Consider the following 13,338-nt stretch of genomic DNA (forward strand, 5'->3'; position numbering starts at 1 on the left):
GGCCCTGGTGCCGCGGGCCCCTGGGCTCCGGAACAGAAGCGGCCCTCCACGCGTGCGTGGAGGGCCGTTCGTCCTGCGGGCGTCGTCGGCTCAGGGTTTGAGCACCAGCTTGTCGGCCGTGTTCTTCTCGACCGCCTGGTCCGAGAAGGCCCACGGCAGCAGTTCACCGTCGGCCCACTTGTCGGTCTGGTCGACGTAGTGCGCGCTGTAGGCGTGCCCCGAGGCGCCGGTGAGGTTGATCCACTTCGACTTGTCGAGGTCGCCGAGGTTCACCACCATCCGCATGGACGGCACCCACACCACCCCGTAGCCGCCGGCCGCGTTCCAGCCGGCTGCGTTGACCGTGGCCTCGCCGCCGCCCAGTTCCCACGGGCCGCGGTTGAGGGCGTACTGGATGAAACCGGGGCCCGCGGTGCCGAGGGTCTGGTTCTTCAGGAACAGGCGGTGCAGCCGGCCCCAGCTCCAGGAGTCGATGTCCTTGCCGAGCTTGGCGGTCAGCTCCCAGCGGGCGTCGATCATGGCCCGCTTGAACAGCTCGTCGCGGTTGACGGCGCCGGGGCGGCCGCTGCTCACCTTGGGCGTCTTCCACCAGTCGCTGTCCGGCTGGTCCATGAGCCCCCGGACCACCTCGAACCAGCGGTCACCGCCGTCCGGCTGCGCCTGGTCGGGGTCGCGCTGGCCGCACTCGCGGACCTTCTCGGCCTCGTCGGCCGGGCCCGTGGTGTTGACCGGCTCGACCCACAGGCACTGCCCCTTGGGCCGCAGCTCCTTGGGCAGCTTGTTGCCGAAGGCCAGCTTGAGGACGTTGCGCCAGACGGCGTTGAAGTAGGCCGCCGCAGCCGAGTCGGCGTCCTGGGTGTAGTCCCAGCCCTCCAGGAGCTTCTGCGCCTCGCGGACGTCCTTGTTCTCCGGGTCGACCTTCAGCAGCGTGGGCACCAGCAGCCGGGCGACCTCGCTGCTGTTGTCCAGCTGCATCTGGCGCATGTCGTCCGTGGAGATCTTGCCGCCGTCCTTGATCTTCGACTGGATCAGGTCGGCGATCCGCTGGCTGCGCGCGCCGTAGCCCCAGTCCGCGGTGAGCGTGTACGGGTACGTGTCCGGATCGATCACGGCCTGGTTGGCGGTGACGATGTAGCCGCGCTCCGGGTCGTACTCGTAGGGCAGCGCGTCCTGCGGGACGTAGCCGGTCCAGCGGTACGCCGGGTCCCAGCCGGGCGCCGGGACCGAGCCGTCGTCCTTCTTCGCGCGCGTGGGAATCTTCCCGGGCAGCGTGTAACCGATGTGGTTCTCGTTGTCGGCGTAGACGAGGTTCTGCGAGGGCACCTCGAACTGCGCGGCCGCCTTGCGGAAGTCGGTCCAGTTCTTCGCCTTGTCCATGGCGAAGACGGCGTCCATGGTGGTGCCGGGCTGCAGCGCGGTCCAGCGCAGCGCGACACCGTAGCCGTCGCCCCGGTCGGGCGCGGCGGTGTCGACGGCGGCCTTCCTGCCGACCTTCACGAGCTCCTCGTCGCGGTCGGACAACAGGGGGCCGTTGTTGGTCTCACGGACGACGATCTTCTTGGGGGAACCCCCGGCGACCTTGATGGTCTCCTCACGCGTCGTGAATGGCTTGATCTTGCCGTCGTAGAGGTAGCCGTCGCCCGTGATCTTCTCCAGGTAGAGGTCCGTGACGTCCACGCCGGAGTTGGTCATGCCCCAGGCGATGTCCTGGTTGTGACCGATGATCACGCCCGGCATACCGGCGAAGGTGTAGCCGCTGACGTCGTACTGGCACGCGCTGGAGACGCTGCGGCAGTGCAGGCCCATCTGGTACCAGACGGACGGCAGGGAGGGCGACAGGTGCGGGTCGTTGGCCAGCAGCGGCTTGCCCGTGATGGTGTACTTCCCTCCGACGACCCAGGAGTTGGAGCCGATGCCGTCGCCGTTGACGCCGACGGCCGGCGGGAGGTCGTCGAGGACCCGGGTCAGGCCGCCGAGCTGACTGTCCAGGCCTGCGGTGCCCGAGGCGGCGCCGCCCGAGCCGGTTCCGGCGCCACCCGTACCGGTTCCGGTGCCGGTGCCGCCGGCGCCGGACGCCGTGCCGGTGGAGGTGCCGCCGGTTCCGTTCGCCCCGGCGGTGCCGCCGGCGCCGGACGCGCCGCCCTGCTCGAACGCCTCGGTCAGTTCGTTGTACTGACCCTCCTGGACGATCGCCTTGTTCCGGCTGTACGGGTACCGCGGGTACAGGTCGGCGATCTGCTTCGGGCCCAGGCGGCTGGTCAGCAGGGCGCGGTCCATCTCGTCCTGCATGTTGCCGCGCAGATCCCAGGCCATCGCCTTCAGCCAGGAGATCGAGTCGACCGGGGTCCACGACTGCGGCTTGTAGTCGTTGGTGAAGCCCAAGGCGGCGTACTCCAGCGAGATGTCCTCGCTGTCCTTGCCCTGGAGGTAGGAGTTGACGCCCTGGGCGTACGCCTGGAGGTACTTCTTGGTGGTGGCCGACAGCTTGGTGTCGTACTCCCGCTCGGCGACCCGGTCCCAGCCGAGGGTGCGCAGGAACTCGTCGTTGTCGACCTGGCTCTTGCCGAACATCTCCGAGAGCCGGCCGGAGGCCATGTGGCGGCGGACGTCCATCTCGTAGAAGCGGTCCTGCGCCTGGACGTAGCCCTGCGCCATGAACAGGTCCGCGTCGGAGGAGGCGTAGATCTGCGGGATGCCGTAGGTGTCGCGCTTGACCTCGACGGGGCCGGTCAGGCCCTTCAGCGTGAGGGTGCCCTCGGTCTGCGGGAAGGAGGCCCGGACGGTACTGATGGACCAGTACGACCCGTACGCCGCGCCCCCGATGAGGGCCAGCACCAGGACGAGCACGATAAGTCGGGCTTTGCGCCCCTTTCTCCTGCCGGACTTGCCGGGCTGCTGACCCGTGGAGGCGGTGGTGTCGGTGGGCATCGCTGTCCTTGCTGTCCTAACGCGAGCGGCAGGTTCGGCTGTGCTTTTAACTGAGCGCTGGAGCAACGATAGGCGCAGGGCCCTGCGCCCCTTGACGCGGAGTCGGGAACCGGCACGGACTGACGTTCGATCCTGCTCCCGGAAGCGTCAAGAAATCGTCAAGAGTTAGGTAAGGTAACGAAGTAGTTGGCGCGCTGCGCCACAGCTTCATGTCCGATGTACGTGAGCCCACGCGCGCGTGCGTGCGGGCCAGGGAAGGATTCGGCCGCTGACTGTTCACCACCTCAACCAGCTCCTGCTCGTCTGCTCGCTCGTCCTGCTCGTCGCCGTCGCAGCGGTACGGATCTCCTCGCGCAGCGGGCTCCCCAGCCTGCTCGTGTATCTGGGGATAGGCGTCGCCATGGGCCAGGACGGCGTGGGCGACATCCACTTCGACAACGCCGAGCTGACCCAGGTCATCGGATACGCGGCCCTGGTCGTGATCCTCGCCGAGGGTGGTCTGGGCACGAAGTGGAAGGAGATCAAGCCGGCCCTGCCGGCCGCCACGGCACTGGCGCTGGCCGGTGTCGCGGTGAGTGTCGGGGTGACGGCGTCGGCCGCGCACTATCTGATCGGGCTGGAGTGGCGGCAGGCACTCATCATCGGGGCGGTCGTCTCCTCGACGGACGCGGCGGCCGTGTTCTCGGTGCTGCGCAAGATCCCCCTGCCCGCGCGCGTGACGGGCACGCTGGAGGCGGAGTCCGGCTTCAACGACGCTCCGGTGGTCATCCTCGTGGTGTCCCTGTCCACGGCGGGTCCCGTCGAGCACTGGTACACGCTGCTGGGCGTGATCATGCTGGAGCTGGCCATCGGCGCGGCCATCGGGCTCGCGGTGGGGTGGCTGGGCTCCTGGGGCCTGCGGCACGTGGCGCTGCCCGCGTCCGGCCTCTATCCGATCGCGGTCATGGCGATCGCCGTGGTGGCGTACGCGGCCGGCGCTCTGGCGCACGGCAGCGGCTTCCTCGCGGTGTACCTCGCCGCGATGGTGATGGGCAACGCGCGGCTGCCGCACTGGCCGGCCACGCGCGGGTTCGCCGACGGGCTCGGCTGGCTGGCCCAGATCGGCATGTTCGTCCTGCTCGGCCTGCTGGTCACCCCGCACGAGCTGGGCGACGACATCGTGCCCGCGCTGGTCATCGGGCTCGTCCTGACCATGGTGGCGCGGCCGCTGAGCGTGGTGCTGTGCCTGTCGCCGTTCCGGGTGTCGTGGCAGGAACAGGTCCTGATGTCCTGGGCGGGGCTGCGCGGAGCCGTGCCCATCATCCTGGCGACCATCCCGATGGTGCAGGGCGTCGAGGCCAGCCGCCGGATCTTCAACATCGTCTTCGTGCTGGTCGTCGTCTACACCCTGGTCCAGGGTCCGACGCTGCCCTGGCTCGCCCGCAAGCTGCGCCTCGGGGACGGTTCGGAGGCGGCCGACCTCGGCATCGAGTCGGCGCCGCTTGAGCGGTTGCGCGGGCATCTGCTGTCCGTGGCGATCCCCGGCGAATCGAAGATGCACGGTGTGGAGGTGGCCGAGCTGCGGCTGCCGCACGGCGCCGCCGTGACGCTCATCGTGCGCGGCGGCGAGTCCTTCGTTCCGCTGCCGACGACGATTCTGCAGCGGGGCGACGAGCTGCTCGTGGTCGCCACGGACCCCGTCCGGGACGCCACCGAGAGCCGGCTCCGGGCCGTGGGCCACGGCGGCAAGCTGGCCGGCTGGCTGGGGACGGGCGGGGCGAACGCCTGAGGGGGACCGGGTGCGGGGCCGCGTGGCGCGCTGACGCCGGGGGCGCTTGGGCGTGAGGCGGGACGGCGCCGGGGGGTGCCGGGGCGTGGGGCGCGCTCGCCGCGTGGGGCGCGCTCGCCGCGTGGGGCACGTTCGGGCGCGGGGCACGGGCGTGGTGGAGACCCACCGGGGCGTTTTGCACCTTTTGTGATTCGCAGGGCGGCAGCTCCATGGTGCTCACTTTCACAGGCGTACCCCCCCCCTTGATCCCTGTACGATGAAGGTGTTACCCAGATCGAACCAACTCTGCCTGACGCAGAGCTGGCGCGACCGTATGGCGGTCGGGACACCCCTCCTCACCGGGCCCCGGCATCTACCGCAGTTCCGCGCAAGAGGACAGCTCTCGGCGCCGCCCGCTACGGGGCCGCGCTACCAGGCGGCAGAAAGGCACGGGCCGTGGAGTCCACGGTCACCTCGAAGGCGTCGGAGAACCCGACGGCTTCCGCCCGCCCGGGATACGGCCGGCTGCTGCGCACCCGCGGCGCCTGGACGTTCCTGCTCCCCGGCTTCGCGGCGCGCCAGCCGTTCGCGATGCTGACGATCTCCATCGTGCTGCTGGTGCAGCACACCACCGGCTCCTACGGAGCGGCGGGCGCCGCCGCGGCCGTCACCGGTGTCTCCATGGCCCTGTTCGCCCCCTACAGCGGCCGCCTCGCCGACCGCTACGGGCAGCGCGCCGTACTGATCCCGGGAGTGCTGCTGCACGCGGTCGCCGGGCTGACGCTCACGGCGCTCGCCCTGCTGGACGCGCCCCTGTGGGCGGTGTTCGCGGCGGCCGTGCCGACCGGCGCCTCGGTGCCGCAGGTCGGCCCCATGGTGCGGGCCCGCTGGGGCGTCAAGCTCAAGGACTCTCCGCTGATGACCACCGCGGCCGCCTTCGAGTCCGTCACGGACGAACTGACCTTCGTGGTCGGCCCCCTGCTGGCCACCGCCCTGTGCACGGCCGTCGACCCGGCCGCCGGACTCGTCACCGAGGCCTCGCTGACCCTGATCGGCGGCCTGTTGTTCGCCGCGCAGAAGAGCACCCAGCCCTCCGTCGCCGGCAGCGGGCACGCGCGCGTGGAGCACGCTTCGGCCCTGCGCGTCCCCGGGGTGCGCGTGCTGATCGTGACCTTCCTGGGCATCGGCACCGTCTTCGGCGGCATGCAGGTCTCCCTGGCGGCGTTCACCGAGTCGATCGGCGAACCGGGCCTGAACGGCGTCCTCTACGGCGTCTTCGCCGCGGGCAACATGCTCTCCGGCGTGGTCTGCGGCGCGGTCGCCTGGAAGGCGGCCCCGCAGCGACGCCTGGTCATCGGCTACACGGCGCTCGCCCTCACCGCCTCGGGCCTGTGGGCCGCCCACTCGGTGCTGGTCCTCGCCGGCCTCGGCCTGCTGGTCGGCATGTGCATCGCGCCCGCGCTGATCACCGGATACACCCTGGTCGAGGGTCTGGTCCCGGCCGGAGCCCGCACGGAGGCCTTCACCTGGCTGACCGGAGCGGTCGCGCTGGGCCAGGCCGCCGCCGTCACGGTCGCCGGACAGCTGGAGGACCGCTTCTGGTCGGGTGCCGGTTTCCTGGTGCCGATGGGCGGCACGGTGCTGGCCCTGGTGACCCTCCTGGCCCTGCGTTCCCGGCTGGTGGCGCGGGGCAACGGCCGGACCGTCGCACGTGGCGTGGGTCACCGCGTGCCGGTGGCAGTGGACTGAGCGGCCGGAATACGTCACTATGGATCGTCGTTAGCACTCATCGAGTGAGAGTGCCAGGAGGAAGACAGTGCCCACCTACCAGTACCAGTGCACCGAGTGCGGCGAGGGCCTCGAGGCGGTGCAGAAGTTCACCGACGACGCCCTGACCGAGTGCCCCAACTGCCAGGGCCGCCTGAAGAAGGTGTTCTCGGCGGTCGGCATTGTCTTCAAGGGCTCCGGCTTCTACCGGAACGACAGCCGCGGCTCCTCGTCGAGCAGCTCCCCGGCGGCGAAGTCGTCGAGCGCCTCGTCCTCGTCCTCGAGCTCGTCGTCCTCCGACTCCGGCTCGTCGAGCTCGTCGTCGAGCACCGGCAGCTCCTCCTCCAGCAGCACCACCGCCGCGTAAGGCCTTTTCTTACGGGACCCTGTCGCCCTGGGGCGACGGGGTCCTCGCCGTTTCCGCGTGCGGTTAGGGTGCGGGCATGGCGAACAAGGCGAACGTGACGGAGCAGGCAGGCGCCGCGATCGGCGTCATCGGCGGCTCGGGGTTCTACTCCTTCCTCGACGACGTGACCGAGATCCAGGTCGACACCCCGTACGGGCCGCCCAGCGACTCCCTCTTCCTCGGCGACGTCGCCGGCCGCCGGGTCGCCTTCCTGCCGCGGCACGGACGGGGCCACCACCTGCCGCCGCACCGGATCAACTACCGCTCCAACCTGTGGGCGCTGCGCTCGGTCGGCGTGCGCCAGGTCCTCGCCCCGTGCGCCGTGGGCGGCCTGCGCCCGGAGTACGGACCGGGCACGCTGCTCGTTCCGGACCAGCTGGTCGACCGCACGAAGTCCCGCGTGGGCACCTACTTCGACGGGCTGCCGCTGCCGGACGGCTCGGTGCCGAACGTGGTGCACGTGTCGCTGGCCGACCCCTACTGCCCCACCGGGCGGGCCGTCGCGCTGAAGGCGGCGCGCGGCCGGGACTGGGAGCCGGTGGACGGCGGCACGCTCGTCGTCGTCGAGGGGCCGCGGTTCTCGACCCGGGCGGAATCCTTGTGGCACCAGGCGCAGGGCTGGTCGGTGGTGGGCATGACCGGCCATCCCGAGGCGGCGCTCGCCCGTGAGCTGGAGCTCTGCTACACGTCCCTGACCCTGGTCACCGACCTCGACGCGGGTGCGGAGACGGGTGAGGGGGTCTCGCACGACGAGGTGCTGCGGGTGTTCGCGGCGAATGTGGAGCGGCTGCGGGGGGTGCTCTTCGATGCGGTGGCCGGGTTGCCCGGGGAGGGCGAGCGGGACTGTCTGTGTGTGAATGCGCTGGGTGGGATGGATCCGGGGTTCGTGCTGCCGTAAGCCCTGGGGGCGGGGGCGCCGTGGGGAACGGGGAGGGGGGAGGGGGGTGGCGGGTCCGTCGGGGCTGGTGGAGCGTCTCGTTCGGGTGAGGGAGTTGTCCACAGGTCGGCGGTGGGTCCACAGGCCGGAGCGGGCGGTGGCGCGAAGCCTCATCGTGGGGAGCGCAAGCCGGTCCCTCGTCGCAGGTGGTGGTCCCCGTGCCGTTCGCTCGTTCCTCGGCCCTGTCTTCTTCCCTTTCTTCCCCTTCTTCCCCGTCTTCTTCTGCATGTGCTCCTTCTTCTCCTTCGCCTCCCTCCTGGTCGCTCGCCTCGGGTCCGCCGGGGGCGGAGGTCCCCGCGACCCGTGAGGTGCCGTGGTTCGACCCGGTGCGGGTGCGCGGCGGTCACCGCTCCGGCCGGCTCGTCCGGCAGCGGCGGCGGGCCATCGCCGTCGGCCTCGCGGTCACCGCGACCGCACTCGTGGCGGCGGGTCCACGCGACAGCGAGGGGGCCCGTGGTCATCCCCGGGCCCGGCCGCCCGCACACACGACGTCGCTGCCCGGTCAGCGCCCCGCGCGGACGCGCCCTGCCGCGGGGTCGGTGACGGCCCCGGTCCGGATCTCCGACGCCGCCACCGTGCGGCTGCTGCGGCCCGGGGACCGGGTCGACGTCATCGCCGCCGAGGGGGCGGTGCCGGGTGGCGATGCCGAGGTGGTGGCGCGCGGGGCCCGGGTGACGAAGGTGCCGGAGCCCGTGGACGACGCGGGCGGGAGCGGGGCGCTGGTGGTGCTGTCGGTGCCGCGGGCCACCGCCGCGCGGCTGGCCGGTGCCGGGGCCACCGGGCGGTTGGCGGTGACATTGTGGTGAAGCAGGAGGGACCCAGGTTCCCGGTCCGGCCCGTCGTTGACGTAGGTTGCGGAGCGTTTTATTCCACAAGCTGCTCGTGTGAGGAGACGCTCCGAGGTGAGCGAGAAGAAGGAACCGAGCGTCCTGCAGGGTTTCAAGGCCTTCCTGATGCGCGGGAACGTCGTCGATCTGGCGGTGGCGGTGGTGATCGGTGCCGCCTTCACCAACATCGTCAACGCCGTGGTGAAGGGGATCATCAACCCGGTCGTCGGAGCCATCGGGACCAAGAACCTCGACCACTACAGCTCGTGCCTGAGCTCGAGCTGCGAGGGCGAGAAGGGCATCCAGATCCTCTGGGGTTCCGTGCTGGGCGCCGCGCTGAGCTTCGTCATCACGGCTGCGGTCGTCTACTTCCTGATGGTCCTGCCCATGGCGAAGTACCTGGCCCGGCAGGAGGCGCGCCGGAAGGCGAAGGAGGGCACGCAGGAGATCATCGAGGTGACCGAGCTGGAGGTCCTGAAGGAGATCCGGGACGCCCTGGTCGCCCAGCGCGGCTCGGGCCACGACCGGCAGTAGCGGCGCTTGGGGCGGCAGCCCGCAACCGGGCCCGGACAGCTCGGAAGCCGTTCCGGGAGGCCGCCCGGCCGTTTCGGAGGTGGTGGGGCGGCTTCTCGTCTCAGATGTGGTGGGGCGGCTTCTCGTCTCAGATGTGGTGGGGCGGCTTTTCGTCCAGGAAGCGCTTGAGGTCCGCCGCGCCGCCGCCGGAGTCGGTGCGCTCGCCCCAGCCGCGGTCGGTGTCGTCGGAGGACTGCTGGTCGAGCGGGTCGTCGAAGACCAGCGCGGGCTTCGGCTCACGCGGCTCGGGGCCGGGGACGGTACTCATGCAACCAGGGTACGTTCGCGGAGAAATTCCCCGTGCCTTCTGCTGTGCTGGGACGCATGACGTCCAGCCCCGCTCCCCCGCCCGTCCCCTCCGGCGCGCCCGGCGGCCGGGGGCCACTGCGCACGCTCCGGGCCCGTGGCCGCGACGAGGCGCATCGCACGGCCTCGCCACTGGAGCTCTTCTTCGACCTGTGCTTTGTCGTGGCCGTCGCCCAGGCGGGCATCGAGCTGGTGCACTCCGTCGCCGAGGGGCACGCGGGCCAGGGGATCCTCGACTACGCGATGGTGTTCTTCGCCCTGTGGTGGGCGTGGATGAACTTCACCTGGTTCGCCTCGGCGTACGACAACGACGACGTGCTGTACCGGGTCGTCACCCTGGTGCAGATCGCGGGTGTGCTGGTCCTCGCGGCGGGGGTCTCGCGGGCGTTCGAGGAGCACGAGTACCTCGTCGTCTGGCTGGGCTACGCGATCATGCGGGTGGCCATGGCGTCGCAGTGGCTGCGGGCGGCCCGCGCCGGTCGGGGCCCGGAGCGCACGACGGCCCTGCGCTACGCCGGCGGCATCCTGGCGTGCCAGGTCGGCTGGCTGGGGCTGCTGTTCCTGCCCGAGGGGGCCCGGCCCTGGTGGTTCCTGGTGATGGCACTGCTGGAGATGTGCGTGCCGCCCCTCGCGGAGAGGGGCCATTCCACTTCCTGGCATCCCCGTCACATCGCGGAGCGGTACGGACTGTTCACCATCATCGTGCTCGGCGAGACGATCGCGGCGGCCACGGTCGCGGTGAAGTCCGGCATCGACGAGAACGACGCGCTGGGCGAGCTCCTCCCCATCGCGGCGGGCGGCCTGCTGATCATCTTCGCCGCCTGGTGGATCTACTTCGTGGTGCCCATCCACGGCCATCTGCGGTCCAACCGCCAGGCGTTCCTGTGGGGCTACGGCCACTACCTGGTGTTCGCCTCCGCGGCGGCGATCGGGGCCGGACTGGAGGTGGCGGTGGAGCAGACGGTCGGCAAGGCGCACATCTCCACGCTGTCAGCGTCGGCGGCCGTGACCCTGCCGACGGCTCTGTACCTGCTCACGGTGTGGGTCCTGCACTCGCGCCACTTCAAGCGGGGCATCACCCAGCAGCTGGTGCTGCCGACGACGGCCCTGCTGGTGATCTGCTGCACGTTCCTGGGCGACTGGGCGGTGTTCGCGGCGGGCCTGGTCTGCGCGCTGTCGGTGGTGGCCGGAGAGACCCTCGCGGCGCGGCCGGCCGCCAGGGAGAGCAGGCCGGTGACCCGCACCGGGTGAGTACGACGGCGATCCGGCCCCGCCGACGGCCTCGGTGCGTCCTGCGGGTCCGACCGCTGGACGACACTGGGACTCATGACAGTTGACGCTCTGACGGATGTCGCCGGCCTGCGGGTCGGGCACGCGACACGCACCGGCGACGGTTGGCTCACCGGCACCACGGTCGTCCTCGCCCCGGAGGGCGGGGCGGTGGCCGCCGTGGACGTGCGGGGCGGCGGGCCCGGCACCAAGGAGACGGACGCGCTGGATCCGCGCAACGTGGTGCGCAAGGTCGAGGCGGTCGTGCTGACCGGTGGCAGTGCCTACGGGCTCGACGCCGCGTCGGGGGTGATGGCCTGGCTGGAGGAGCGGCGGCGCGGGATCCGGGTCGGGACGGATCCGGCGCACGTGGTGCCGGTGGTGCCCGCCGCGTGTGTCTTCGACCTGGGGCGGGGCGGTGACTTCCGGGCCCGGCCCGATGCCGCCACCGGCCGGGCCGCGGTGGAGGCGGCCGCGGCGAGCGAAGCCGGCGCCCAGGTGCCCCAGGGGTGCGTGGGCGCGGGCACGGGAGCCGTGGTCGGGGTGGTGAAGGGCGGTGTCGGCAGCGCGAGCACGGTGCTCGGTTCGGGCATCACGGTGGCCGCGCTGGTGGTGGCCAACGCGGCGGGATCGACGGTGGATCCGGAGACGGGGGTGTTGTACGGGGAGTTGTTCCAGGGGCGGGTGCGGTATCCGGACGCGGAGGTCCACGCGGCGGCGCGGCGGCGTCTCGCCGAGACGGCCGCGAGGAGCGCGACGCCGCCGCTGAACACCACGCTCGCGGTGGTCGCCACGGACGCGGATCTGTCCAAGGCGCAGGCGCAGAAGCTGGCCGGCACGGCGCACGACGGCATCGCCCGTGCGGTGCGTCCGGTGCATCTCCTCAACGACGGGGACACGGTGTTCACACTGGCGACCGGCGACCGCGCCCTGGACGCCGCGGACCCGCTCGCCCTGAACGAGGTCCTGGCGGCGGGCGCGGACGTGGTGACGCGCGCGATCGTGCGGGCCGTGCGGGCCGCCGAGCCGGTCGACGGGCCGGGCGGGGCGTGGCCGTCGTACGGGGAGCTGTACCCGGGCCGTTGAACAGGCCCGCGGCGCACAGCGGATGCACAGCGGTCCCGGAATTTGTCGCGGTTCTGTCACGTGACGGCCTTCATGGGGAACGGACGGAACCCGACCGGTTCCCCGCTCCCTCTTCTCCCACGTACCGGAGCGGATCACGCGACATCACACGAACTGGGAGCAGCCCGTGACAACGCCGAACATTTCAGCGCGGCGCACTCTGGGGGCCTGTGCCGCCCTGATGGTCGGCGCCCTGACGCTCACCGCCTGCGGTGGCAGCGCCAACGCCAAGGACGACGCGAAGGGCGGCAAGGGCGGTGGCAAGACGTCCGTCGCGAAGATCGCCATCTCGGCGAAGGACGGCTCGACCGGCGCGTCCATCAACAAGACGGGCGTGAAGGTCAGCGACGGGAAGCTGACCGACGTGAAGATGACGGTGGCGGGCAGCGGCCAGGCCGTCGAGGGCTCGATTTCCGGTGACGGCAAGGCGTGGAAGCCGAAGGAGCAGCTGGAGCGCGGGACCAAGTACCAGATATCGGCGACCGCCCAGGACGAGGACGGCCGGACGGCCGCGGCCAACTCGATCTTCACCACGGTGTCGTCGTCGAACAGCTTCATCGGGACGTACACGCCGGACAACGGCACGACCGTCGGTGTGGGCATGCCGGTGTCGTTCACCTTCGACAAGGCCATCACCGCCCGCAAGGCCGTGCAGTCGCACATCAAGGTGACGTCCAGCAGCGGACAGCAGGTCGTGGGGCACTGGTTCAACGGGCAGCGGCTGGACTTCCGGCCGGAGGAGTACTGGAAGGCCGGCTCCAAGGTCACGATGAACATCGACCTGGACGGGGTCGAGGGCGCGGACGGCGTCTACGGCGTGCAGAAGAAGACGGTCACCTTCACGGTGGGCCGTTCGCAGGTCTCCACGGTCGACGTCAACACCCAGACGATGACGGTGGTTCGGGACGGCAAGACCGTCAAGTCGGTCCCGATCTCGGCGGGCAGCCCGGAGCACACCACATACAACGGGCAGATGGTGATCTCCGAGAAGTTCGTCCAGACCCGGATGAACAGCCGGACGGTCGGGCTGGGCGGCGAGTACGACATCCCGGACGTGCCGCACGCGATGCGCCTGACGACGTCGGGCACGTTCATCCACGGCAACTACTGGTACAACAAGGGCAACCCGCCCTTCGGTCGTGAGGGCACCAGCCACGGCTGTGTGGGTCTCGCCGACGTCCAGGGCGCGGGGGGCAGCACGTCCGCCAAGTGGTTCTACGACAACTCCCTCATCGGGGACGTGGTGATCGTGAAGAACTCCCCCGACAAGACGGTGACGCCGGACAACGGCCTCAACGGCTGGAACATGGCGTGGAGCCAGTGGACCGCGGACAGCGCTTCCTGACCGGCGCGACGCCCATCTGAACGACCGCCCCAACTGGGGTTTTTGACGGACCGACCGGGCCGCGCGGGAACTTCTCGCGCGGCCCGGGCGTTTCCCCGACGTGCGTTT

11 protein-coding genes are annotated in these 13,338 nt (G+C 71.0%); 9 read left to right on the top strand and 2 right to left on the bottom strand.

Going from position 1 to position 13,338, the window contains the following annotated elements:
* Nucleotides 1-90: 90 nt before the first annotated feature.
* Nucleotides 91-2,928: a penicillin acylase family protein gene (locus ACFZDI_RS25310; RefSeq protein ID WP_234850489.1), complete on the bottom strand. Its 2,838-nt coding sequence runs from the start codon at nucleotides 2,926-2,928 to the stop codon at nucleotides 91-93.
* A 238-nt stretch (nucleotides 2,929-3,166) separates the two neighbouring features.
* Between ACFZDI_RS25310 and ACFZDI_RS25315 the strand changes: the two genes are divergently transcribed.
* The 6 genes from ACFZDI_RS25315 (at nucleotide 3,167) to mscL (ending at nucleotide 9,146) form a co-directional block, all read left to right on the top strand.
* A complete protein-coding gene (locus ACFZDI_RS25315; RefSeq protein ID WP_344367913.1) occupies nucleotides 3,167-4,696 on the top strand; it encodes a potassium/proton antiporter in 1,530 nt (509 codons plus the stop codon).
* A gap of 435 nt (nucleotides 4,697-5,131) precedes the next feature.
* The gene (locus ACFZDI_RS25320; protein WP_234850526.1) at nucleotides 5,132-6,424 is read left to right on the top strand and encodes an MFS transporter; all 1,293 of its coding nucleotides are present in this window, start codon (nucleotides 5,132-5,134) and stop codon (nucleotides 6,422-6,424) included.
* A 67-nt stretch (nucleotides 6,425-6,491) separates the two neighbouring features.
* Nucleotides 6,492-6,809, top strand: coding sequence for an FmdB family zinc ribbon protein (locus ACFZDI_RS25325; protein ID WP_391253438.1), 318 nt, complete (start codon nucleotides 6,492-6,494; stop codon nucleotides 6,807-6,809).
* A 76-nt stretch (nucleotides 6,810-6,885) separates the two neighbouring features.
* Nucleotides 6,886-7,746 (top strand): S-methyl-5'-thioadenosine phosphorylase, encoded by an 861-nt coding sequence (locus tag ACFZDI_RS25330; RefSeq protein WP_391253440.1) that lies wholly within the window; start codon nucleotides 6,886-6,888, stop codon nucleotides 7,744-7,746.
* A 347-nt stretch (nucleotides 7,747-8,093) separates the two neighbouring features.
* Nucleotides 8,094-8,591: a hypothetical protein gene (locus tag ACFZDI_RS25335; RefSeq protein WP_391253442.1), complete on the top strand. Its 498-nt coding sequence runs from the start codon at nucleotides 8,094-8,096 to the stop codon at nucleotides 8,589-8,591.
* 96 nt (nucleotides 8,592-8,687) lie between these two features.
* Nucleotides 8,688-9,146, top strand: a complete 459-nt coding sequence (gene mscL, locus ACFZDI_RS25340; RefSeq protein ID WP_234850530.1) for a large conductance mechanosensitive channel protein MscL — start codon at nucleotides 8,688-8,690, stop codon at nucleotides 9,144-9,146.
* Nucleotides 9,147-9,273: 127 nt separating this feature from the next.
* Here the strand turns inward: mscL and ACFZDI_RS25345 are convergent, their stop codons facing one another.
* Nucleotides 9,274-9,453, bottom strand: a complete 180-nt coding sequence (locus ACFZDI_RS25345) for a hypothetical protein (protein ID WP_234850531.1) — start codon at nucleotides 9,451-9,453, stop codon at nucleotides 9,274-9,276.
* A 56-nt stretch (nucleotides 9,454-9,509) separates the two neighbouring features.
* Between ACFZDI_RS25345 and ACFZDI_RS25350 the strand changes: the two genes are divergently transcribed.
* The 3 genes from ACFZDI_RS25350 to ACFZDI_RS25360 all read left to right on the top strand — a co-directional run bounded on the left by ACFZDI_RS25350 (nucleotide 9,510) and on the right by ACFZDI_RS25360 (nucleotide 13,230).
* A complete protein-coding gene (locus tag ACFZDI_RS25350) occupies nucleotides 9,510-10,742 on the top strand; it encodes a low temperature requirement protein A (protein ID WP_234850532.1) in 1,233 nt (410 codons plus the stop codon).
* A 75-nt stretch (nucleotides 10,743-10,817) separates the two neighbouring features.
* On the top strand, nucleotides 10,818-11,846 hold the full coding sequence (locus tag ACFZDI_RS25355; RefSeq protein WP_391253444.1) for a P1 family peptidase: 1,029 nt from the start codon (nucleotides 10,818-10,820) through the stop codon (nucleotides 11,844-11,846).
* 166 nt (nucleotides 11,847-12,012) lie between these two features.
* The gene (locus ACFZDI_RS25360; protein ID WP_391253446.1) at nucleotides 12,013-13,230 is read left to right on the top strand and encodes an Ig-like domain-containing protein; all 1,218 of its coding nucleotides are present in this window, start codon (nucleotides 12,013-12,015) and stop codon (nucleotides 13,228-13,230) included.
* Nucleotides 13,231-13,338: the final 108 nt, after the last annotated feature.

Source organism: Streptomyces sp. NPDC007907 (assembly GCF_042959365.1).
In the GTDB taxonomy this organism is placed as follows: Bacteria; Actinomycetota; Actinomycetes; order Streptomycetales; family Streptomycetaceae; genus Streptomyces; species Streptomyces indiaensis.

What these genes read in the sequence shown, in the direction of transcription:
- ACFZDI_RS25330 (WP_391253440.1), top strand. Translation starts at nt 6,886, where the DNA reads ATGGCGAACAAGGCGAACGTGACGGAGCAGGCAGGCGCCGCGATCGGC.
- ACFZDI_RS25345 (WP_234850531.1), bottom strand. Translation starts at nt 9,453, where the DNA reads ATGAGTACCGTCCCCGGCCCCGAGCCGCGTGAGCCGAAGCCCGCGCTG.
- ACFZDI_RS25310 (WP_234850489.1), bottom strand. Translation starts at nt 2,928, where the DNA reads ATGCCCACCGACACCACCGCCTCCACGGGTCAGCAGCCCGGCAAGTCC.
- ACFZDI_RS25355 (WP_391253444.1), top strand. Translation starts at nt 10,818, where the DNA reads ATGACAGTTGACGCTCTGACGGATGTCGCCGGCCTGCGGGTCGGGCAC.
- ACFZDI_RS25350 (WP_234850532.1), top strand. Translation starts at nt 9,510, where the DNA reads ATGACGTCCAGCCCCGCTCCCCCGCCCGTCCCCTCCGGCGCGCCCGGC.